Source organism: Pseudoalteromonas sp. TAE79 (assembly GCF_000498015.1).
Taxonomy (GTDB): Bacteria; Pseudomonadota; Gammaproteobacteria; order Enterobacterales; family Alteromonadaceae; genus Pseudoalteromonas.
Genome location: NZ_AUTL01000288.1, coordinates 30,555 through 52,781, shown reverse-complemented (window position 1 = coordinate 52,781; position 22,227 = coordinate 30,555). Strand labels below are relative to the sequence as shown.

Genomic DNA, 22,227 nt, shown 5'->3' with positions numbered 1-22,227 from the left:
ATTTTGGTGCGCTAACTCTTAGGCGCACCATATATTTGTTCTGCACGGTTAAACAATACCCACGAGGTTAAAATATACTTATCGTTTGATACTGGCTTATTGCCTCTATGAGTATGTGTAAAGTAGCCAGGTGCTATTACCATAGTGCCTTTTTTAGGGGCGATTTTACGGTTTTGATAATAAAACTCTGTTTCACCACCTTCTTCTACATCGTTTAAGTAAAACATAAATAACAACACGCGATGCAAAGCTTCATTGTGCTGTAGCTGCGGATAAACTTCACTGTGCCAGTAAGGGTAGCCACCTTTGTTTACTTCGTATTTTTGCGCTTGAATGTTACCGAGTCTAAAAATTTGCTGAACTAAAACGGGTAATTGCGGTTTACCCACTTCTTCAAAATTCTCTTGGGTTAAATCGACTACTTCGCCTGTTTTTGGATGATAAACCTTTAAGCCAAATGCCCCAATCATCATAAAAATATGCTCTTCAACATACTTAAAAACATGCTGTGCAGTCGTTTGTTGTATATGTTTTAATTGTTGTGCATATTCGGGGTGATTATTTAAGTGTAGGTCGTGGCTGTCTTTTTTCTTTAAGTCGACACCGCCCGATGTTACCCCTTGTCTTACATGCGGGCTTTGCGCGAATGTGGAAATAAATTCATCGCAAAACTCATCGCTTAATGCGTTATTAATAACGCGTATAAAGTCCGTCATGGTTTACCTTTATATAATTATTATTGGATTTTTATGTTTATTGAAAAAGTGATGCCGCGCTTTAGCGAAACAGATGCACTCGGACACATCAACAATACCGTACTCCCTGTATGGTTTGAAGTCGCGCGTGGACCTATTTTTAAGTTTTTTACACCGGACTTAAATCCACATGATTGGAAATTGATTATCGCCAAAGTTGAAGTGTCGTTTGTAGGCGAGTTATTTTATGGCCACGAAGTGACAGTAAAAACCTCTGTAGAGCATATAGGGACTAGTTCTTTTACGCTGAGGCAAGAAGCATGGCAACACGATAAATGCTGCGCAATAGGCAAAGCTGTGATGGTGAGGTACGATTTTATTGCTAAATCAAAGCAAGCGCTTAGCATTGACGAAAAAGCAGCGCTTAACGAGCATATTTACCAAGGCAGTTAACCTTACAAAGCTTATATTTTATATAAGCTCATGCTGAGCTGGATTAGTGTAAATAAATAATGGCAGCTGTAATACCTATCCTCAATAATACTTAATCAATTTGAGGGATTAAATCTGACGATAACTGCGTTAAAAATTTCTGATATAGAACAACTAAATAACGAAATTTTTGCCTTGTTATCAACACGATTTTCTTACCTCAAAATAGATCACTTAATTAAGTGAAGAGGTATAAATTTTTGTCGAGAAATTTTAACGTATTTAGATTGAGTTGCAGGCTTCAATTATATACTATTTATATTATATATTGTTGCGCCGTTATAACAGGAAATGTTAATTCGGTAATTTGATTGGAGTATGCGTGTGACATCTATTGCCAGTAACCAGCCTTTACAAGTTATTCAGCTCAGTGATGGTGAGAATTTAGCAGCTGAAATTTTGCCGTTTGGCGCAATAATAAAAAGCATTAAATTTAAAAAACAAGAAATGACGCTTAGCGTCGATGACCCTCAATACTATCTTGAAAACCCATTTTACTTAGGCGCTACAGTAGGTCGATACGCTAATCGTATTGCAAAGGGGCGTTTTAACTTATCTGGTACGCAGTATCAACTAGAGGCAAATAACGGTCCTAATAGCCTACATGGCGGTGTTAAAGGTTTTAATAAAGTACTTTGGCAAGTAACTAAACAAACTGAAAGTGAAGTTGAGCTTTATTATTGCTCGCCCGACGGCGAACAAGGTTTCCCCGGTGAGTTGCAGGTTTGGCAAACTATTAGCGCTAAAAACGGCGAGCTTACTCTGCACTTTAAAGCGATAACGAATAAAGAAACGCTCGTTAACTTTACCAACCATTGCTATTTTAATCTTGATGGCAGTGAGTCAATTAATGAGCATCTTGTTCAAATTAATACCGATCGTTACCTTCCTATTGATACAACTAGTATTCCACTTAATGAAGCCGCTTTAGTTTGCGGTACCTGCTTTGACTTTAGTAAGCCAGCTCAAGTTGGTGAGGCCTTAAGCGCCGTTCATCCTCAGCTAGAAGCTGGAAATGGCTTTGATCACTGCTATATTTTTAATGATGACAGCAGTTTAAAGACGATGGCTACATTAACTTCGCCACACACGAACGTTAGTTTAACCCTTAAAAGTACGCAGCCAGGCATGCAGCTTTATACCGCAAACTTTGTTGGTTCGCCTTTTAAAGCACGGCAAGCTTTGTGTTTTGAAGCGCAAAATTGGCCAGATGCGCCAAATCGTGAAAATTTTCCAAAGGCTAATTTATTGCCAGCAGAGAAATACGAACAGGTTATTATTTACGCTTTTTCTGAGTGAATACAGTTCTTTAATGTTAATTAAAAGAAAATAAAAAGAAAATATACGGTAATTAAATGCCATCCATAATTAAGGAAAAGGTTGCACTTTTTGCCGGTTCAAAGTATTTATAATATAAATAGTATTTGAAACTATACGCACTACCACAACGACACAACGACTACACACAATCAGGAGTTTTTAAAAAATGATAATTAACAATAAGTTATCGTTCAACAAGAAAACCGCGCTCAGTATTGCTATCACTGGTATATTGGCAAGCGGAAGCGTTGCAGCTCAAGGCGCTGAAGGCAATACGCCTACAGTTGTAAATGAAGATGTTGAAGTTATCGCAGTAACGGGTATCCGCAGCAGCTTACGTTCATCAATGTTAGATAAAAAGCATCTAATGTTGTTACAGACGGGATTAAAGCAGAAGATCTTGGTAAATTTCCTGATTTAAACGTAGCAGAGTCTCTGCAACGTATTACAGGTGGAGCAATTGACCGCAGTGGTGGTGAAGGCCAAGCGGTAACTATTCGTGGTTTTGGTCCACAATTTAATACTGTACTTGTAAATGGTCGTCAAATTGCGACAGACAGTGCAGGTCGTGAATTTAATTTTGATGTATTGGCGGCGGATCAAATCACCGGTGCTGATATTTATAAAAGTAATACAGCAACGCTTCAAGAAGGCGGCATTGGTGGTACGGTTAACGTAACTACAGCACGCCCTTTTGATTTTAGTGGTTTACATATTTTAGGTTCAGTTAAAGGTATGTAGAAAGCCTTTCTGAGGAAGTATCTCCATCAACATCATTTTTAATAAGTAATACGTTTAACGATGACAAGCTAGGTGTGCTTTTTGCCATCACTAATCAGCAACGTAAACTTCAAAACAACCAAATTTTAACGGCAGGTTGGCGCGGTGGCCAAACAATATCTAACCCAACTGATGGTGTATTATTTGAAAATGCCTACATTCCACGTAACTGGGACCAAGTAGTTGATGAGCAAGACCGTGAACGTACAAACGCAAGTTTAGTACTTCAATATGCACCATCTGACGATGTTACGATTACGGTTGATGGGATGATTTCAAAATTTGAAGTTGATTCGTCAGTGCGTGATTTAGCATCTTGGTTCGAACCAGACCGTGTAGGCAGCGCAACAATTGATGCTGAAACGGGTACGCTTTTAACTTTCTCTCAAGAAGTTGGCTTAGGCGCACCAAGTGGCGACCCTGCAAGTGATTTTGTATCACACACGCGTAACTCACGTGACGTAACCAACAAAGCATTTGGTATTAATGTTGACTGGCAAGTAAATGATTCATTAAAAGCAAAATTTGATGTATCTCGCTCAACAGCTGAAAACGACCGTGCAGGTAATGATCGTTTTAACGTAGTGGGTATTATTAACAGCTATACTTTTGACGGTACAGGCAGCATTCCTACCGTACAGCATGATGGCTTTGAAAATGGTTCATTGCCAGATCCAAGCCTAGCGCGTCTTCACTACAACGAAATTGGTAACCAATTTACTGATGAAGATGAAATCACTGAAGTAAAAGCCGATTTTGAATACGTGCCAGATAAAGGCCCAGTAGAGCGTATTAACTTTGGTGCTTATCGCCAAGAGCGTGAAAAATCTAGCTTCCAAATTTTTGGTAGCCAATGTCAATTTTGTGGTTACGGTACACAAGCACCGCTTGATGAAATTGATTTTGAAGCATATACAGCGAGTGATTACTTCCCTGGTTTAATCGATACATTTTATAGCTACGATGGCGATAAAATGCTTGATTACTTAGCCGATCAAGGTTTCCCAGTAGAGCCAACGCTACAAAATAACCGTTACACAATTAACGAAGACATCACTAGCTTATACATGGACTTTACGCTTGGTTTTGACTTAGCTGATATGCCAGTAACCGTTAATATGGGTGCTCGTTACTCTGAAACCGATATTGCAGTTGCTGCAATACAAAGCTTTATTAGCGATGTAGTTCCAACTTCAGATGCGACATTGTTTGCTAACGTATTTGGCCCTGCGACTAATATTGAACAAGGTACTAGCTACTCAAACTTACTACCGTCTTTCAACGTTAAGCTTGAGCTACAAGATAATATGATTTTACGTTTTGCCGCGTACGATAGTATTACTCGTCCAACTATGTCTCAGTTATCTCCAGCAACAAACTTTAACGAACCACGTCGTCAAAACTTAACGGCAAGTGGCGGTAATCCAGCACTTAAACCATTCCAATCAGAAAACTGGGATATCTCTTACGAGTGGTACTACAACGATGCTAACTTATTTAGCTTTGCAGTATTTAGTAAAGAAGTTGACGACTTTATTGTTACGTTAACGGGTGCAGAAACATACGAAATGTCTGACCGTTCAGGTCCTGATTTTGCGTGTACTACATGTACAGACCAAACAGATGACGAACTTATTGGTAGCTCAGAAGTTTACACTGTAAGCCGTCCTCAAAATGGTGAGTCTGCAACTGTAACCGGCTTCGAAGTGGGTGTTACTCACATGTTTGAAAATGGCTTTGGTTTTATCGCTAATGCGACTGTTGTGAATAGCGACATTAGTGTAGGTGATGATACAACTCAAACATTTGCACTTGAAGGTTTGGGCGATTCACAAAACTTAGTATTGTTTTATGAGCAAGACAACTGGCAAGCACGTGTTGCATTTAACAACCGTGAAGGCTTTTTACGCTTAGTTGATAACGGCTTCAATGGTGAACCAGTGAACGTAGAAACGTACGGCCAGTGGGATATTAGTGCAAGCTACGATATTAACGAAAACTTCACTATTTTTGCGGAAGGCATCAATATTACTGAAGAAGAGCTAGTACAAACAGGTCGTTTTGCTAACCAAATCTATTCAGTAGAAGATAATGGCTCACGTTACGCGTTTGGTATTCGCGGATCGTTTTAATTAATGATGGAGGCGTATTTTTCGCCTCTTAGTTTTCATTACAGCACCAAGGTGCTAATACCAATTAGGTTAATTTAGCAGTAATGTATATTAGTTAACCTAATTGGCTAAAATGAATACACATTAAATCAAAATGCCCTAAAGGGCATTTGTTGTATAAAACGTTATCAAAGATACTCAAAGAGTAGTCCATTATGAATAAAGCAATAAAAACAATCGCAGTAATTGGTGGCGGCACAGCAGGATGGTTGAGCGCTGCAATTATAGCTTCGTATCACCAAGGTAAAAATGGTGATGGCTTAAAAGTGATGTTGGTTGAATCGTCAGATATTCCAACAATTGGTGTAGGTGAAGGTACCTGGCCCACTATGAAAAACACACTTCAGCAAATAGGTTTGCGTGAAGTTGATGTATTTAAAGCCTGTAACGCTACCTTTAAGCAAGGTGGTAAATTTGTAAATTGGACGCACGGCAACAACGACTTTTACTACCATCCATTTACTGTACCGCTAGGCTACGGCCGCATAGATTTAGCCCCTTATTTAGATAATGTTGAAGACTTTGCACAGCAAACTAATTTTCAACATGATATTTGCGAAGCAAGCTTAGCCCCAAGAGGTATAGCGCAAGGTGAATATCAAGGTAACTGTAATTACGCTTATCACTTAGATGCCGGCGCTTTTGCAGAAATGCTTAAACAGCATTGTAAAAGTAAGCTTGGCGTAGAGCATATTATTGGTACTGTTGATCAGGTAAAACTTGATGACGATGGTGCAATAAATGAGCTTACTCTAAAAGATCAAACCCGCATTATAAGCGCCGATTTATTTATAGACTGTACTGGTTTTTCATCATTGTTATTAGGCCAAGCGCTCAACGTACCGTTTAAAAAAATGGACCACGTGCTATTTAACGACAGCGCACTGGCGATGCAAGTCCCTTACGATGAAAACGATGACTCCTTAGCCAGCCATACCATAGCAACAGCTCAAAACGCTGGATGGATTTGGGATATAGGTTTAACGCATCGTCGTGGTGTAGGGCATGTTTATTCAAGCAAATTTTTATCAGGCGATGAAGCAGAGCAAAACTTACGAAACTATTTAGGCGATGCAGCAAACGGTTTAACTGCCCGTAAAATTAGCTTTGAGTCGAGCTACCGTGAGAAGTTTTGGCATAAAAACTGTGTTGCAGTGGGTATGTCAGCAGGGTTTGTAGAGCCGCTTGAAGCAACCGCTATTATGCTTGTTGAAATTTCAGCACGCTTTGTAGCAGAGCATATGCCAGCAGATACACAAGTAATGCCTATTGTAGCTAAACGCTTTAACGAGCAAATGGACTACCGCTGGCAGCGCATTATCGACTTTTTAAAGCTCCATTACATGCTAACCAAGCGCCCAGAACCTTACTGGCAAGCACATGTACATCCGGACACTATTCCACAAACCCTGCAAGAAGATTTACTGCTTTGGGGAAGCCGTGGCCCGCTTATTCAAGATTTTCATGGCGCATTAGAGTTATTCCCAGCCGCCAGCTACCAGTACGTTTTATATGGTATGGGCTTCAAACCAGACTTTACTAAACAGGCTTATTTGTATTCACAAGACGCGCAAGCCAAACAAATAATTGAACGTAACAGCCAGCTTACACAGCAGNTGGTTAGCGGCTAACCCAGTTTAAGGATGTGTAACTATGGCTATTAGTGAACTAGTAAACACCAAACACCAAACATTAAAAATTAACCCTAATGCAGGTGTTGAATATGCAAAAACGCAGCATTTAGTTAATTTAAGAGCTAACGAAGTGGCAAAAGCTGCATGCGACTTACCTATATTTTTAGCGCGAAATGCGCAAAACGGCAGTTATACCGTATCGGGTTTAACAAGCTTTAGTGCTGGGCAAAGTTTATTGGTTAATAACAACCAGTGGCAGGCGCTTTACACACCGGTATGTATACAAACTCACCCTCTTTATTTAATGACCCGTGAAGCAAATAGCAGCGACTACTTTATTGCGATTGATGATCAAAGCTCAGCCGTAAATACGCAGCAAGGCGAGGCACTATTTGATGCTAAAGGTAACCCAAGCTTATTTTTAAATTCACAGCAAAAGCTACTTGAAAGCGATTCAAAAAATGATTATCAAACGTATCAATTTACCCAGGAAGTAGCGCGCTTAGGGCTTATTAAAAACATAGATATTGTATTGCAGTTTGAACAAGGCGAAACCCAAACTATTCAAGGTTTGAGCACCGTTGATGAAGACAAACTGCAAACTTTAGATAGCGATACTGTTGCAAACTTACACAAGCAAGGTTACCTAAGTGTGCTTAACAGTATGCTTATTTCACTGTTTCAGTTAAATGCATTGGTAAAGCTGCACAACCAACGTCCCGAACTTATGCCTTTAAAGCAAATTAAGTTAGAACTAAGTCGAGATGCGCACGCGCTGTAGCGTGCACTTTTTTATTACACAGATATTGCGCGTAACGCGTAGGAGACACACACATGTCAGATAACATTTTACAGCTGGTGGTTTTTGTTTTTGTCACCGCTTTAATTGGTGGCCTTACTTATTGGAAATGCCGAGGCCAAAATCGTAATAACGGACAAAGCCAAATCAAAGAGTATTTTTTAGCGGGCGGTGGCCTTACTTGGATGTTTGTTGCATGTTCAATAACATTAACTAATTTAAGTACCGACCAACTAGTAGGTATGAATGGTAACCAAATGGCTTTACTAGTTTGGTGGGAGCTTGCAGCAATTATAGGTTTGATTATTTTAGCCAAAGTGTTTATTCCTGTTTATTACAAATACAACTGTACAACGACCACAGAGCTTTTAGAAAAGCGCTATAACAACAAACATATTCGCGCTGTTATTGGGGGATTATTCTTTTTAGGTAATGCACTTATTTACATGCCAGCGGTAATTTACTCAGGTGCGCTGTTTATGCAAACCATGTTTAAGGTTGATATTCCGCTAATGTATATTGCCACCGCATTTGCCATTGTAGGTGCTATTTATGCGTTTTTTGGTGGTCTACGCGCAGTTGCAGTGTCTGATACTTACAACGGTTTACTGGTACTGGGTATGGCTGTTTTAGTGGTGTTTTTAGCACTAAATGCCATTGACTATGACTTTACGGGTATTCCTGAGGAGCGCTTAACACTCATAAGCGATGCTGATTCACCTATTCCATGGCCAACACTTTTAACCGGTATGATCTTTATTCAAATGTATTACTGAGGTACTAATCAAACAATTACACAACGAGCCATGGCTGCTCCTAATGTTAAAGAAGCACAAAAAGGGATATTTGCCGCAGCGGGAATTCGTTTTTTAATCGTCCCTGCAATTGTGGTATTACCGGGTATTATTTCGTTTAAACTTTACGGCGATATTGGCGACGCTGCTTATGGTCGAATTGTAGGTGATGTAATGCCAGCATGGTTAACCGGTGTGTTTGCAGCTGCAATGGCAGCGGCAGTGCTGTCTACTTACAACAGCTTATTAAATTCAGCTACAGCACTATATGTATGTGACATTCACGAAGCTTACTTTAATAAAGAGCCAAGTGTTGTAAAGCTAAGTGGTTACGTAACATTGCTACTAACAAGCTTATCACTGGTACTTGTACCAATTTACCAGCAAGCAGACAGTATTATTAACTTGCTACAGCAATTAAATGGCTTATTAAGTATGCCTATATTCTCAATTTTTGTAGTGGGCTTATTATTTAAAAATGTTGATGCACGTGCAGGTATTGCAGCAGTAATTTTAGGTGTTGTAATGTACGGCATGCTTACGTTTGCAAACTCCCCACTACATACTGACATTCATTACATTCACTTAATGCCAATTACACTGATTGTATGTGTAGCTTTTGCATTGATAGTAAATAAAGTGGTATTTGGTTTGAATGCGCAGTGGGCAGGTAAAACACCGGCACTTGATGACGCAGGACAAGTACAAGTACAAAAATAGATTATAAATAGTTTAAGCTGACAAAATCGGTCATGGGGCAACTCTGGCCGATTTTTTATATATATTAAAAGCAATAACAGAGCTTTAAAGTGAGGGTTAGTTTAATACCTTTTATTACAGTAGTACTTCCAGTGAGTTTATCTGACTATTTGCGATGTAAAGACTATCAAAACCTAATTTATATGATATATACCATTATTATTATTGGGTGTCACCATCTGATAGATTGTGGCTCAAGCAAAGAGATACATTTAGTAAATAGTGTAGCTTACTAATTTTCGTTATATTTATAACTCACACAATGAACAAGAGGATAGGAAAATCATGGCCGACACTAAATCATTTTATCGATTAGACAGTGTAAACAGCACCGTTATTTTCGACTGCCAGAGCAAAACACCGGCATTACTGTACTTTGGTAAACGCCTATCTGAGCAAACAACAGAAACAATGCTTACTCAGCTAGCTACCCGTCAAGAAGTAAAATGTGCCGTGGTTGAAGAAGCGCCTATTTCTCTATCTCCTTTATTAGGCGAAGGCTTTACTGGCGCGCCAGGGCTTGAGCTAGTAAATGACTCAATCGCATGGTCAGTTGGGCCAGAGCTTCAAGAAGTGCGTCAGCCTTCAAGTGCGACTGTTGAGTTTGTAAGTGTAGATAAGCTTCGTGGTATTGAAGTCGTGCACAGCATTACGCTTGACAACAACAGTGACGTACTAAGTGCACATACTGTATTAACTAATTTAGGTGACTCACCACTGGGCGTTAATTTTTGCGCCGCGCCAACATTTCAATTGCCAGACAGCGTAAGTAAAATAGTGAGCTTTGAAGGTCGTTGGGCAAACGAATTCCAGCGTCAATCTGTTGATTTAGTGCTTGGTAGCTTTGTACGTGAAAACCGTAAAGGCAAAACATCACACGATGTGTTTCCTGGTTTATTAGTGCATAACGAAAATGCAGGCGAGCAACACGGCGAATGTTACGGCTTTCATTTAGGTTGGAGCGGCAACAATAAACTACGCGCAGAGCTTTTAGCTGAAGGTCGTCGTTATGTACAAATGGGTGAGCTATTACTTCCTGGTGAGCTTACGCTTGCTAAAGGTCAAACGTATCAAAGCCCGAGCATTTATGGCTCGTTTTCAAGTGAAGGTTTTAGCGCGCTTTCTCGTAATTTTCATCGTTTTGTTAAAGCTAATTTACTTAGCCAAGCTCAACGTGAAAAAGCGCGCCCTGTGCATTACAACACGTGGGAAGGTATTTACTTTGATCACGACGTAGACACGCTTAAGCAGTTAGCCGACAAAGTAGCGCCGTTAGGTATTGAGCGTTTTGTACTTGATGATGGCTGGTTTAAAGGCCGCCGTGGCGACAATGCAGGCTTAGGTGATTGGACAGTAGATTACAAAATTTACCCAGATGGCTTATCGCCAGTCATTGATCATGTTAATAGCTTAGGTATGGAGTTTGGTATTTGGTTTGAACCAGAAATGGTCAACCCTGATAGCGATTTATACCGCGCGCATCCAGATTGGGTTTTAGGCTCTCAAAACAACGAGCAGCTAAGCTTTAGAAATCAGCTAGTACTTGATTTAACGCGCTCTGAGGTTGTTGAGTACCTATATAAAGCGATTGACGATATTTTAGTTGAATACCCAACTATTAAGTACATTAAATGGGACATGAACCGCGATATTAACCATGCGGGTAATTTTGATGGCAAGCCTGCTGTGCATCAGCAAACATTGGCACTTTATCGTTTAATTGACCGTATTAAAGCGGCGCACCCTGGTCTTGAAATAGAAAGCTGTTCGTCAGGTGGTGCACGTGTAGATTACGGCGTACTTGCACACACAGACCGTGTATGGACGTCAGATTCAAACGATGCGCTTGATCGCCTTGAAATACAGCGTGGATGTTCGTTCTTCTTCCCATCGTCGGTAATGGGTGCACATGTAGGCCCACGCGATTGTCATATCACAGGGCGTAATGTAAGTATTGAAATGCGTGCTGCGGTATCAATGTTTGGCCACATGGGAATCGAAATGGACCCACGTGAACTGACCGATCACGAATACAATGCACTTAAAGCGGCAATAGCACTACACAAAGAGCATCGTGAGTTTATTCATAGCGCCGATTTATACCGCCTAGATAGCGACGATTTATCTATTAACTTTGGTTTAATCGATGCGCAAAAAACAAAAGCGTTATTTGCCTATAACAGCGTTCGCGAAACACCGCGTACAGCGCCTAATAAGCTTCGTTTTGTTGGCCTAGATGCTGATGCGCAGTACACACTTAATTTAGTGTGGCCGGTAAAATTTGAAGAGTATCGTCCATCTTCTATTGCTGCGGTAAATGGTCAAACATTTACCGGTGAAGCGTTAATGCAGTTTGGTTTACAAATGCCAATTTCATTCCCGCAAACATCGCTTATATTTGAGCTTAACAAAGCTTAAATTTAACTAAGAGCAGTAAAGGGCGAAAATCGCTTTTATGCTGCTCTATTGAGATATCAGTAGTCAGCTCTATATTGTTTAGGGCTGGCTTTTTTATACCCTTAGTAAGCTAATTTAGTAAATTAACTTAGTAAACTCAAAAGTATCGAAAATAAAGTGGTTACGCTTGCGCGTAATTTTGCTTGTTACCCAACCAACGTTGAATTAGTGGGTCAACAACCTCTGGGTGTTGCTTAAGCATTTGCTGTGCAATCGGTCTTACTTGATTAAGTATGTGCTTATCACGAGTAAGATCGGCAATTTTAAACTCGGCTAACCCTGTTTGTTTTGTACCGAGTACTTCACCAGGGCCACGAATTTCTAAATCGCGCTCTGCTATCACAAAACCATCGTTACTATCGCGTAGTACACCTAATCGCTTTTGAGCAGTATGAGACAGTGGTGCGTGGTATAAAAGCACGCAATGCGATGCCGTAGCGCCACGGCCAACTCGCCCACGTAACTGATGCAGCTGTGCTAAGCCTAAGCGCTCAGGGTTTTCTATAATGATTAAGCTCGCATTAGGGACGTCTACACCAACTTCAATAACCGTAGTGGCTACTAATACGTGTATGTTTCCTGCCTTAAACTCGCTCATAATGGCTTGTTTTTCAGCTGATTTCATTCGCCCATGTACTAAGCCTACGTTTAGCTCTGGTAGCGCTTCTTTTAACTGCAGTGCGCTGTCTTCGGCGGCTTGGCATTGCAGTACTTCAGATTCATCAATAAGTGTACACACCCAATAAACTTGGCGGCCTTGCTCGTTACACGCTAATTTAACGCGGGCAATAATATCGTCTCTGCGAGTATCAGGAAGTGCCACTGTTGTGATTGGCGTACGCCCAGGTGGCAGCTCATCAATCACAGAGGTTTCTAAGTCGGCATAGGCGGTCATAGCGAGTGTACGTGGAATGGGTGTTGCGGTCATGACTAGTTGATGAGGGTAACAATCACCAAACTTACCTTTTTCACGCAGTGATAAACGCTGGTGGACACCAAAGCGGTGTTGTTCATCAATAACTATAAGCACTAAGTTATTAAACTTAACTTCATCTTGAAATAAAGCGTGAGTACCTACAATCATTTGCGCTTCACCAGAGGCTATTTTTTCAAGTGTTGCTACGCGCTCTTTGCCTTTTGTTTTACCGCCAAGCCAAGCAACTGTTATACCTAGTTGATTAAACCACGTTGTAAAATTAACACCATGTTGCTCTGATAAAATTTCAGTAGGAGCCATTAAAGCGACTTGAAAGCCCTGCGCAATGGCTGTTAGTGCACTAAGTGCTGCTACTAGGGTTTTACCTGAGCCTACATCGCCTTGTACTAAACGCATCATGGGATACGCGTGTTGCATGTCACCTTTAATCTCAGCAACTACGCGGCTTTGCGCATTTGTGGGTGCAAAAGGAAGTTGCTCTAAAAATTGGCTTTCTAATGTGTTTACCGGATTTAATGCCACGGCTTTAACTTGTTGCCCTTGCTCTCGCACTTTTAATAAGCTGAGGTTTTGAGCAAGTAACTCCTCGAATACAAGGCGCTGTTGAGCAGGGTGAGTACCTTGCTCTAATGCAGTTACATCAACATCATTTGGTGGGCGGTGCAGTAATAATAAGGCGTCACTTAGTGGCATATTTGATGGCTGCCACTGTGAAGGCAGTAGTTCTTCTACTGAGTATTTATTTAGTAAATCAATAGCCTGTTCGCTTAAAGCTCTAATCGATAGTTGCTTTAAACCTTCGGTAGTTGAATAAACGGGCGTTAATGTTGTCGCTACCGGCTGCTCGTTAGAGGTATCGCTGATGCTGTATTCAGGATGACTCATTTCAAAGCCAACACGGCCACGGCGCACTTCACCAAAGCAACGTATTATTTTACCAGCGCTAAATGCGTTTTTTTGTGCAGCGGTAAAATTAAAAAATCGTAGTGTTAGCCTGCCAGTACCATCATTGATTTGGCAAACAAGCATGCGCCTTTTACCAAACGTAATTTGGCTTGTTTCAATTGTTGCTTCAACACTCACGTGGCTATGTAGTGACAACTCATTAATCGCGTATAAGCGAGTGCGATCTTCATAGCGAAGTGGCAAATGAAAAAGCATATCTTGCACAGTTAAAATACCTAGCTTTAACAAACGCTCAGCCATTTTTGGGCCGACCCCTTTGAGCTCTGTAATTGGGTATTGATTTAAGCTAGGTTTAGACAAATTATATCAATCTTATTATTTGTGAATAAGTTAAGTGTACTTACAGAGCTTTAGTCCATCAAGTATGTTTTAAAGCTTGCCAAAATTGCTCGTCAGCGACGATTTCGCCGTTTTCATCAAGTGCGGGGTAGGGTAATTTTTTTTGTTTACACTGCCTTGCGATAATAGGGTGGCAGCCTTCAAAGTAAAGTGGATGTTTAACTTCGGCGCTCAACATATCTCTATTATATAAACCAGCCAGCTCGCGTTGGCGCTGTGCTTCAAACAATATTAGCGCAGCAGCGACTGAAACATTTAGTGATTGCACCATGCCTTGCATTGGAATAATAATATTTTGATCGGCATATTCTAGGGCTTTTTCTGAGATCCCCGTTTTTTCTTGTCCAACAATAATAGCCGTTGGCTTGGTGTAATCTACTTCTCTAAAATCAACGGCATCTTCTGATAAGTGAGTCGCTAATATTTGTATTTCTGGATTGCGTTCACGCATTGCAGTAACAGCATCATCAATATTTCTATGTAAGTGCGTCTCTAGCCAGTTTTTACTGCCACCTGAGGTATTATTTGTTAGCCATTTTTGCTTTTCAGGCCATACAGCATGTACGTGATGACAACCAACCGCATCAGCACTTCGTACTATTGCAGATAAGTTATGGTGTTTGTGCACGTCTTCTAAGCACACGGTTAAGTCTGTTTGACGGCGCGAAAGTACGTCTTCGATTCTTTGGTAGCGAGTTTGCTGCATGGTTATCCTCTTTTTTCGGCAATTATACGAGATTTTTGCAGTTAAGGCATTACCGTACGGCTAATTGGATTTTGTAGAGAAATCAGTGTTTCTGTTGATTGAATGGCTTCTATTGCTTGTATCTTATTAATCAGCACATCTTGTAAGTGATCAATGGACTTTGTCATTACCTTTATAAATATACTGTAGTTACCTGTTGTGTAATAAGCCTCTACCACTTCCTCCAATGCTTCTAGCTTTATAAGTGTTTGTGGGTAATCACGTGCGTTATTTAAATTAATACCTATAAAGCAACACACATCGTAGCCTAGCTGTTTAGTATTAATCGTTAATTGGGTGCCTGTAATGATCCCTGCTTGCTTCATTTTTTCAATTCTTACGTGAATCGTCCCTGCGCTTACATTAAATCTTTTTGCTAATTCGGCGTACGCAGTACGGGCATTTGCCATTAATGCATGAAGTATCTGTTTATCGAGATTATCGATTAAATAATTTTCCATTATATTTTTCTTATAAAATTATCGAATATATGATTTTTATACCACTTAATTGATGGTTTTAATATCTTAAAGCTATTTTTATTGTGGGATATTGAATTAATTAATCAAATCGTTACATTAACCTCATTAAAGGTGCTCATTAGGGCGCTTTTTATCAATTAAGCAAGTAACAATAACTGGGAATGAGGCCAATTATTATGAGTTCACACTATGTGCAGCAACAGCAGCAAATAAGTAAAGTTAAGCAATTTTTTTCACAGCAACTAGAAACCCAACTTGGGCTGGTTGAGGTTCAAGCCCCTATTTTGGCTAAAGTAGGTGACGGCACGCAAGATAACTTAAGCGGCCATGAAAACGCAGTTGCTGTAAATGTAAAAGCGATTACAGATAGTCGCTACGAAGTGGTGCATTCATTAGCTAAGTGGAAACGTAAAACACTCGCAACTTATGGCTTTGGTGTTGGTGAGGGTATTTACACTCAAATGAAAGCTTTGCGCCCAGATGAAGATTCATTAAGTCCTATTCATTCTGTATATGTTGATCAATGGGATTGGGAAAAAGTAATTAACGAAACCACAGAGCGTTCGCTGGCAACACTAAAGCAAACTGTTCAATCTATTTATAAAGGGATAAAAGAGACGGAAGCTTTTGTAAGTGAGTCTTATGGTTTGACGCCTTTTTTACCGGACGACATTAAGTTTGTGCACAGTGAAGAGCTACGTAAAATGTACCCTGACTTTAGCGCTAAACAACGCGAAAAAGCCATTGCACAAGAATATGGTGCTGTATTTTTAATTGGTATTGGTGGCGCGCTTGGTGATGGCAAAATCCATGATGTAAGAGCCCCAGATTACGATGATTGGTCTACGCCGACATGCGAGCAATACACGGGTTTAAATGGTGATATTTTAGTATGGAATCCAGTACTTGAAGACGCTTTTGAAATTTCATCAATGGGTATACGCGTAAGTCCTGAAGTTTTAAAAGCGCAGTTAAGGGTTACTGGAGATGAAGACCGCTTAGAGTTTGATTGGCATAAAGCGCTACTACAAAGTAAATTTCCGCAAACAATTGGGGGTGGAATAGGGCAGTCGCGCTTGGCTATGCTCTTGCTACAAAAGCAGCATATTGGTCAAGTACAAGTGGGTGTATGGCCGCAGCAAACACATGCTGAGGTAAGCGGTTTACTTTAAATGTGAATAAATTTGAGTGCTCAATAGAGCACTCAGTTATTAGCTTGTTTTGAACTCTATTTCAATTTTGTTATTCAAAAGCTTAACGTTGCACGGAGGGTAATTGCGGATTGTTTTAAGTACTTTATCAAAAATATGAATCTCTACACCTGAATGCAAAACAGAATTTACCGCTAAATTAGCGTCGTTAAGTAAATCGTGTAAGTCGTGATCTAAGTTTGAAAGACGTTTTTCTAATTGCTCTGCCTGCTCACAATAATGCTTTTGAGTAGCACCAATTTTAGTAATTAATAGTTTTTTCTTTTCGGCATCTTTCACTAAATCAGTTTTTTCTAGTGCTGCTTGCAACGTGTCTAGCTGTGCATCTGTTTTAGCTAAGTCTTTAAAGCAATTATCAGTATCTGCTGTTATTTCGGCGCCAGAAGCCGCTAGGTTAATAATCACTTTAGCACCTGATTCATTCCCTATTTCGCCAGCAATGAGGGTCGTTGCATCAAGTATTTCGCCACCAAATATTTTACCCTTAGGTAAGTCGGATTGACCAACTTGCAGTAAGCGTTTAGCTTTCATTACACAGTGGCTTGTTTGGCGATCAATAAAAATATTATTTGCTTCTAGGTAGCAATACTGTGAATGGGATACGTGAATATCACCTCGTGCAATAAGCTTACAAGACAGTGATTGTTCGTCGGCTTTTTGATGGCCAATAATGCCTTGTTTAACGGTGATGTTTCCGCCTGCGGTAAGCTCTCCTGATTCAACAGTGCCAAATATAGTAATATCGCCTTTGGCTGTTACTTTCATTCCAGGGTCTATATTGCGGGTAACAATAACACTGCCTTGAAAGTCTATGTGGCCGCTTTTTACGTTTACATCTGAAATGGTAAAAATATCGTCGACACGCATACCATTATTAATTTCAACCGGAACACCTGCAATAGTAGAGACTAGTTCAAGCGGATTCAGCTTTGATATTTCGGTGCCTTCGCCTGCCACTAATTGTTTATTTTCTCCGGGTTTTGCGGGCAGTATGTCACCTATTACGGTGAAGCCTTCTTTACCAGGGGTTGCTGGTTGTTGGCGAATAAGCACAGAGCCTGGCTCTACGCTTGCAAGCTTGCCAAAGTCGCGCATATCCACGCTGCCATCTTCTTTGAGCTTGGGGGTTTTTAAACGGTCTTTTAAAGTCTCTACGGTTGTTATTAGTTTAGTGGCCAAACCATCACTTGGGAGTCTGCCTTTAGCTAATACTCCCTTAACGACAGAACCCGCTGTATGCTCAAACTGTTTTTGCAGTAGCAACTCTAAAAATGCTTGCTTATAGCCACGCACAATTCCTGCTTTAACGAGTTGTTTTTTTGCATCTTCTAAACTTAATAATTTTCCGCCTTGGGCAAGGGTTAGCTCGCCAATGGCCAACATTTTATCGTCGCTAATTGTTACATTTAAAGTGGCATTGTGTTTTGTTGCTACAACCAGAGTGTGTTGTGTGTTTTCGTTTTTAAAAAAATCATTAATAGCGTCATGATCTATTTTGCAGTCGTAAAAAGCTGACTTTTCGAGAGCCTCTAAAATAAATGCAGCGCTGGGAGGAATATGTTCTTTTACATCAAGTAAAACATTTCCATTGTTGGCAAGCTTAAACACGAGTTAATCCTTTTTTACTACTTAAGTTAAGTTTGTTTTTTAAAACACAACTACAGATTGCTAGAAATTTACATTTGAGTCAAGAGGTCACAGAGAACGAAGTGCTAAGAGGGAAAGAAAGGCTATAGAGAGGCTCTATAGCCTGTAATACTTAATTGGTAGAAGGAAGTTCCATTATTCCATCTATTTCAACTTGTGCACCTTTTGGAAGTGCACGAACACCTAATGCAGCTCTCGCTGGGTAAGGTTGCTTAAAGTATTGGCTCATCACTTCATTTACAGTAGCAAAGTTAGATAAATCAGTTAGATAAATATTTATTTTCACTAAATCTTGAATTTGCCCGCCTGCTTCTTCACATACCGCAGTGATATTTTTAAATACCTGATGCGTTTGCTCACTAAAGTCTTCTGAAATCATTTCCATCGTTTCTGGCACTAATGGAATTTGACCAGATAAATAAACAGCGGTACCTACTTTAACTGCTTGGCTGTAAGTGCCAATGGCAGCAGGTGCTTTGTCGGTAGAGATAAATGCTTTATTCATGTGTTTCCTATTTTACTTTTTACGATAGACTTTTTGTACATCAGGCATAACGCGAATGCGGCGCATGATGTTAGCAACGTGGATACGGTTTTTAACGGTAACCCCTAAATCTATCACGTATAAATTACTTTCTTTTTCATCGGTGGTAATTTCTACAATATTGGCTTGGGTTGTAGTAACAACATTGGTTAATTTAGCCAGAGCCCCCTGATGATTAATAATTTCAACTCTCAGAGCTGCAATATATTCTTTCTCTGGGTTGTCGTCCCATTTTACAACTAAGTATTTAGAGCGCTCATTTTCCCAGCCACGGATGTTTTTACATTCTTGGCGGTGAACGGTCAGGCCCTTACCTTGGCTTACATGAGCTGTAATAGCGTCGCCAGGTACAGGTCGGCAACACTTAGAGTAATTAACTAGCATGCCCTCAGTACCAATAATGGTCGCTTTGGCTTGGCTGGTAATATCAGTTAAGTCGTCACTGTCATTTTGTAATAGGCGTTTGGCAATTAACATGCTCATTAGGTTACCAGAGCCAATTTCTACAAGTAATTCAAGGAGCGTTGTTAGTTCGTGCTCCTCAAGTACTCTCGCTATATTTTCATCAGCAATGCTATCTAGTTTGTTTTCACCTAACGCTGAATCAAGTAAGCGGCGCCCTAAAAGCATAGCTTCTTCATGATGCTGGCTTCTAAGGTAATTACGAACGCCCAAACGCGCTTTACCAGTAACAATAAAGTTTAGCCATGTTGCATTAGGGTGGGCACCTGAGCTTGTTATTATCTCTATAGTTTGCCCTGTATCTAAGGGCCTACTTAAAGGGTGCGGCTTGCGATTAACGCGCGCGCCTACACAGGTGTTGCCTACATCTGTATGCACGGCATAGGCAAAATCGACTGCGGTAGCACCCATCGGTAGCTCAACAATACGCCCATCTGGTGTAAATACGTAAATTTCTTCTGGGAATAGCTCAGTTTTTACATTTTCAATAAATTCAAATGATGAACCCGCACTTTGCTGAAGCTCTAATAAGCTCTGCATCCACTGGCGAGCACGTTGCTGCGAAGTATTACCTGCACCATCACCTGCTTTTTTATACATCCAATGCGCCGCTACACCTTTGTCGGCCATATGATCCATATCGTGAGTACGAATTTGAATTTCAACAGGTATACCGTGTGGACCAACTAATGAAGTATGAAGCGATTGGTAACCGTTTGTTTTTGGTACTGCAATATAATCTTTAAAGCGTGTTTCAATAGGTTTATAAAGACTATGAGCTACACCTAATACACGATAACACGTATCCATAGAGTCAACTGCAATTCTAAACGCGTAAATATCCATAACTTCGTTAAATAGCAGTTCTTTATTAAGCATTTTTTTATAAATACTATATAAATGTTTTTCACGGCCAGACACAGTTGCTTTAATGCCTGATTCTTCAAGACGTGCTTCTATTTCATGCTGGATATTAGTAATAACTTCTTTGCGATTACCGCGTGCTTTAGCAACTTCCGATTTAAGTGCGCGATGACGCATAGGATATAACGCTTGAAAACCTAAGTCTTCAAGCTCATTTTTAATATCGTGAATACCTAAACGGTTTGCAATTGGTGCGTAAATTTCTAGTGTTTCACGTGCTATTCTGCGGCGCTTATCTGGGCGCAATGCGCCTAAAGTACGCATATTGTGTGTTCTATCAGCAAGCTTGATTAAAATGACTCGAATATCCTGAGTCATTGCCATAATCATTTTGCGGTAGTTCTCAGCTTGGAATTCTTTTTTATCTTTAAAGCTAAGCTTATCGAGCTTACTCACACCTTCAACTAGCTCTGCAACAGTTTCGCCAAATATCTCGGCTAAATCTTGCTGACTAAAATCAGTATCTTCAATTACATCATGCATTAGCGCGGCCATGAGCGTTTCATGGTCAAGATGCATGCCTGCAAGAATTTGGGTTACTTCTACTGGGTGCGTTATGTAAGGTTCGCCACTCGAGCGAGTTTGTCCTTCATGGGCCTCTCGGGCTACCACGTAAGATTTTTGAACCAGCTCTACATCAGCAGCGGGCAAGTATTCTGAGATTTTCTTTTTAAGACCTTCAAAAAGATACATTCACACTCCAATGTTCTAGTGAAGCAAATTAGGTAAGTTACGAATATACGATGAAAAGAGAGGATTGCCAACGGCTATAGTAGAAATACTGCGCCGTTGGCTAAATCAGACCGGGAGGTTGATTATTGGTTGCCACCAACAATAGCAGCAACAGCAGCTAATTCAGCTGCTTCTTGGTGTTGTTGTTCTTCACGGTCAATTAAGTCCATTGAAGAGCTATCAACTAAACCTAGTTCAATTTCACGTAAAGCAACTACCGTTGGCTTATCGTTTTCAGGGTCTACTAGTGGAGTTTTACCACCAACAGCAATTTGGCGGGCACGACGAGCCGCAACTAAAATTAAGTCAAAACGATTACCAACTGCATCTACTGCATCTTCAACTGTTACGCGGGCCATCACAGCACTCCAAAAATAATTTAAATCAAAGACGTAGTTTACTGCAAGCAGCCACTTTCGCCAATAGCCAGTGTTCAATTTTTATCAGTTTTACTTGTCTAAGCCTGATTTAAATAGACTTAAATTATTTAAGCAGGCTATTTAGTAAAACTTGATGGCGTTCTTCTTGCGCTTTTAGGGTTAAGCGCTGAGCCATTACAATCATTTCTATGTCGCCAAGCGCGCTCTCAAAGTCATCATTAACAATTACATAGTCGTATTCGTTATAATGTGATGTTTCAGATTGTGCTTTTGCCATACGAGAGGCAATAACCTCAGCCGAATCTTGGCCACGATTATTTAAGCGTTGCTCTAACTCTTCTTTTGAAGGAGGTAGTATAAAAATAGTTTTTACGCTTGGCATTATTTCGCGCACTTGTTGCGCGCCTTGCCAATCAATATCTAAAAACACATCAATACCCGCATCAAGTTGCGACTCAATAGCCTGCTTTGATGTGCCGTAGTAATTGTCAAACACTTGGGCCCATTCAAAAAAGTCATCTTTGGCAATAAGCGCTTTAAACTCATCTGTAGATGCAAAGTGATAATGCACACCATTTTCTTCGCCTGGGCGAGGGGCGCGAGTTGTATGTGATACAGATACTTTCATATCAGCGTGTTTTTTTAATAACGCATTGATTAAGCTTGATTTACCAGCACCTGAAGGGGCTGATAAAATAAATAAGTTACCGCGAGTTTGTGCCATGCTTTTCTCTACCTAAAAATAAACAGGCTTGGATTACAAGTAAACCAAGCCTTTAATTAACTGCATTGTACTTTAATTAGCTCACCTTGCTCAAGTTAGACGTGCTCAAGTGAGCCATGCCCAAATTGAAGTGGGAGTGTTAGACTTTAAATAAAATTGCAATTTAAAATTGCCAACAGAACTAGCCGCTAGATATAAGTATTTGATAAGGTGAAGTATCACCTATTAAAGGA

15 protein-coding genes and 2 pseudogenes are annotated in these 22,227 nt (G+C 40.3%); 8 read left to right on the top strand and 9 right to left on the bottom strand.

Going from position 1 to position 22,227, the window contains the following annotated elements:
• Positions 1-11: 11 nt before the first annotated feature.
• Complete coding sequence (locus L655_RS0123970; RefSeq protein WP_024606515.1) at positions 12-716, bottom strand: 2OG-Fe(II) oxygenase; 705 nt, start codon at positions 714-716, stop codon at positions 12-14.
• Positions 717-749: 33 nt separating this feature from the next.
• Between L655_RS0123970 and L655_RS0123965 the strand changes: the two genes are divergently transcribed.
• From L655_RS0123965 to L655_RS0123935, 7 genes and pseudogenes are all read left to right on the top strand, one after another.
• Positions 750-1,148, top strand: a complete 399-nt coding sequence (locus L655_RS0123965; RefSeq protein ID WP_002958811.1) for an acyl-CoA thioesterase — start codon at positions 750-752, stop codon at positions 1,146-1,148.
• A 363-nt stretch (positions 1,149-1,511) separates the two neighbouring features.
• Entirely contained in the window at positions 1,512-2,486 is a 975-nt protein-coding gene (locus L655_RS0123960) for an aldose epimerase family protein (protein WP_024606514.1), read from the top strand.
• Between the two features lie 187 nt (positions 2,487-2,673).
• Positions 2,674-5,419, top strand: a pseudogene (locus L655_RS01000000126140) (TonB-dependent receptor).
• A 194-nt stretch (positions 5,420-5,613) separates the two neighbouring features.
• Complete coding sequence (locus L655_RS0123950) at positions 5,614-7,089, top strand: tryptophan halogenase family protein (RefSeq protein ID WP_029752391.1); 1,476 nt, start codon at positions 5,614-5,616, stop codon at positions 7,087-7,089.
• 22 nt (positions 7,090-7,111) lie between these two features.
• Positions 7,112-7,873, top strand: a complete 762-nt coding sequence (locus L655_RS0123945) for a SapC family protein (RefSeq protein WP_024606513.1) — start codon at positions 7,112-7,114, stop codon at positions 7,871-7,873.
• Between the two features lie 53 nt (positions 7,874-7,926).
• A pseudogene (locus tag L655_RS01000000126135) lies at positions 7,927-9,405 on the top strand (SLC5 family protein).
• A gap of 324 nt (positions 9,406-9,729) precedes the next feature.
• Entirely contained in the window at positions 9,730-11,862 is a 2,133-nt protein-coding gene (locus L655_RS0123935) for an alpha-galactosidase (RefSeq protein ID WP_024606512.1), read from the top strand.
• A 160-nt stretch (positions 11,863-12,022) separates the two neighbouring features.
• Here L655_RS0123935 and recG read toward each other — a convergent pair whose 3' ends face one another.
• The 3 genes from recG to asnC are packed head-to-tail and all read right to left on the bottom strand — an operon-like array spanning position 12,023 to position 15,349.
• The gene (gene recG / locus L655_RS0123930; RefSeq protein ID WP_024606511.1) at positions 12,023-14,104 is read right to left on the bottom strand and encodes an ATP-dependent DNA helicase RecG; all 2,082 of its coding nucleotides are present in this window, start codon (positions 14,102-14,104) and stop codon (positions 12,023-12,025) included.
• A gap of 58 nt (positions 14,105-14,162) precedes the next feature.
• Positions 14,163-14,849 carry a tRNA (guanosine(18)-2'-O)-methyltransferase TrmH gene (gene trmH / locus L655_RS0123925; protein WP_007580009.1) on the bottom strand — a complete coding sequence of 229 codons (687 nt, stop codon included), beginning with the start codon at positions 14,847-14,849 and terminating at the stop codon, positions 14,163-14,165.
• Positions 14,850-14,890: 41 nt separating this feature from the next.
• The gene (gene asnC / locus L655_RS0123920; protein WP_002958822.1) at positions 14,891-15,349 is read right to left on the bottom strand and encodes a transcriptional regulator AsnC; all 459 of its coding nucleotides are present in this window, start codon (positions 15,347-15,349) and stop codon (positions 14,891-14,893) included.
• 197 nt (positions 15,350-15,546) lie between these two features.
• On the opposite strand from asnC, the gene asnA reads away from it, so the two are divergent.
• On the top strand, positions 15,547-16,542 hold the full coding sequence (gene asnA, locus L655_RS0123915; RefSeq protein WP_024606510.1) for an aspartate--ammonia ligase: 996 nt from the start codon (positions 15,547-15,549) through the stop codon (positions 16,540-16,542).
• Between the two features lie 39 nt (positions 16,543-16,581).
• On the opposite strand, the gene L655_RS0123910 is transcribed toward asnA, so the two are convergent.
• The 5 genes from L655_RS0123910 to gmk form a co-directional block, all read right to left on the bottom strand.
• Entirely contained in the window at positions 16,582-18,189 is a 1,608-nt protein-coding gene (locus L655_RS0123910) for a FapA family protein (RefSeq protein ID WP_024606509.1), read from the bottom strand.
• A 151-nt stretch (positions 18,190-18,340) separates the two neighbouring features.
• Positions 18,341-18,733, bottom strand: coding sequence for a RidA family protein (locus L655_RS0123905; protein ID WP_002958826.1), 393 nt, complete (start codon positions 18,731-18,733; stop codon positions 18,341-18,343).
• 12 nt (positions 18,734-18,745) lie between these two features.
• A complete protein-coding gene (gene spoT / locus L655_RS0123900) occupies positions 18,746-20,851 on the bottom strand; it encodes a bifunctional GTP diphosphokinase/guanosine-3',5'-bis pyrophosphate 3'-pyrophosphohydrolase (RefSeq protein WP_002958827.1) in 2,106 nt (701 codons plus the stop codon).
• A gap of 122 nt (positions 20,852-20,973) precedes the next feature.
• Positions 20,974-21,249 (bottom strand): DNA-directed RNA polymerase subunit omega, encoded by a 276-nt coding sequence (gene rpoZ, locus L655_RS0123895; RefSeq protein WP_002958829.1) that lies wholly within the window; start codon positions 21,247-21,249, stop codon positions 20,974-20,976.
• 124 nt (positions 21,250-21,373) lie between these two features.
• On the bottom strand, positions 21,374-21,994 hold the full coding sequence (gene gmk / locus L655_RS0123890; protein ID WP_024596677.1) for a guanylate kinase: 621 nt from the start codon (positions 21,992-21,994) through the stop codon (positions 21,374-21,376).
• Positions 21,995-22,227 lie beyond the last annotated feature (233 nt).

Coding starts and splice junctions, on each gene's coding strand:
- L655_RS0123970 (WP_024606515.1), bottom strand. CDS start 716: ATGACGGACTTTATACGCGTTATTAATAACGCATTAAGCGATGAGTTT.
- L655_RS0123965 (WP_002958811.1), top strand. CDS start 750: ATGTTTATTGAAAAAGTGATGCCGCGCTTTAGCGAAACAGATGCACTC.
- L655_RS0123945 (WP_024606513.1), top strand. CDS start 7,112: ATGGCTATTAGTGAACTAGTAAACACCAAACACCAAACATTAAAAATT.
- L655_RS0123935 (WP_024606512.1), top strand. CDS start 9,730: ATGGCCGACACTAAATCATTTTATCGATTAGACAGTGTAAACAGCACC.
- trmH (WP_007580009.1), bottom strand. CDS start 14,849: ATGCAGCAAACTCGCTACCAAAGAATCGAAGACGTACTTTCGCGCCGT.
- asnC (WP_002958822.1), bottom strand. CDS start 15,349: ATGGAAAATTATTTAATCGATAATCTCGATAAACAGATACTTCATGCA.
- asnA (WP_024606510.1), top strand. CDS start 15,547: ATGAGTTCACACTATGTGCAGCAACAGCAGCAAATAAGTAAAGTTAAG.
- L655_RS0123905 (WP_002958826.1), bottom strand. CDS start 18,733: ATGAATAAAGCATTTATCTCTACCGACAAAGCACCTGCTGCCATTGGC.
- spoT (WP_002958827.1), bottom strand. CDS start 20,851: ATGTATCTTTTTGAAGGTCTTAAAAAGAAAATCTCAGAATACTTGCCC.
- rpoZ (WP_002958829.1), bottom strand. CDS start 21,249: ATGGCCCGCGTAACAGTTGAAGATGCAGTAGATGCAGTTGGTAATCGT.
- gmk (WP_024596677.1), bottom strand. CDS start 21,994: ATGGCACAAACTCGCGGTAACTTATTTATTTTATCAGCCCCTTCAGGT.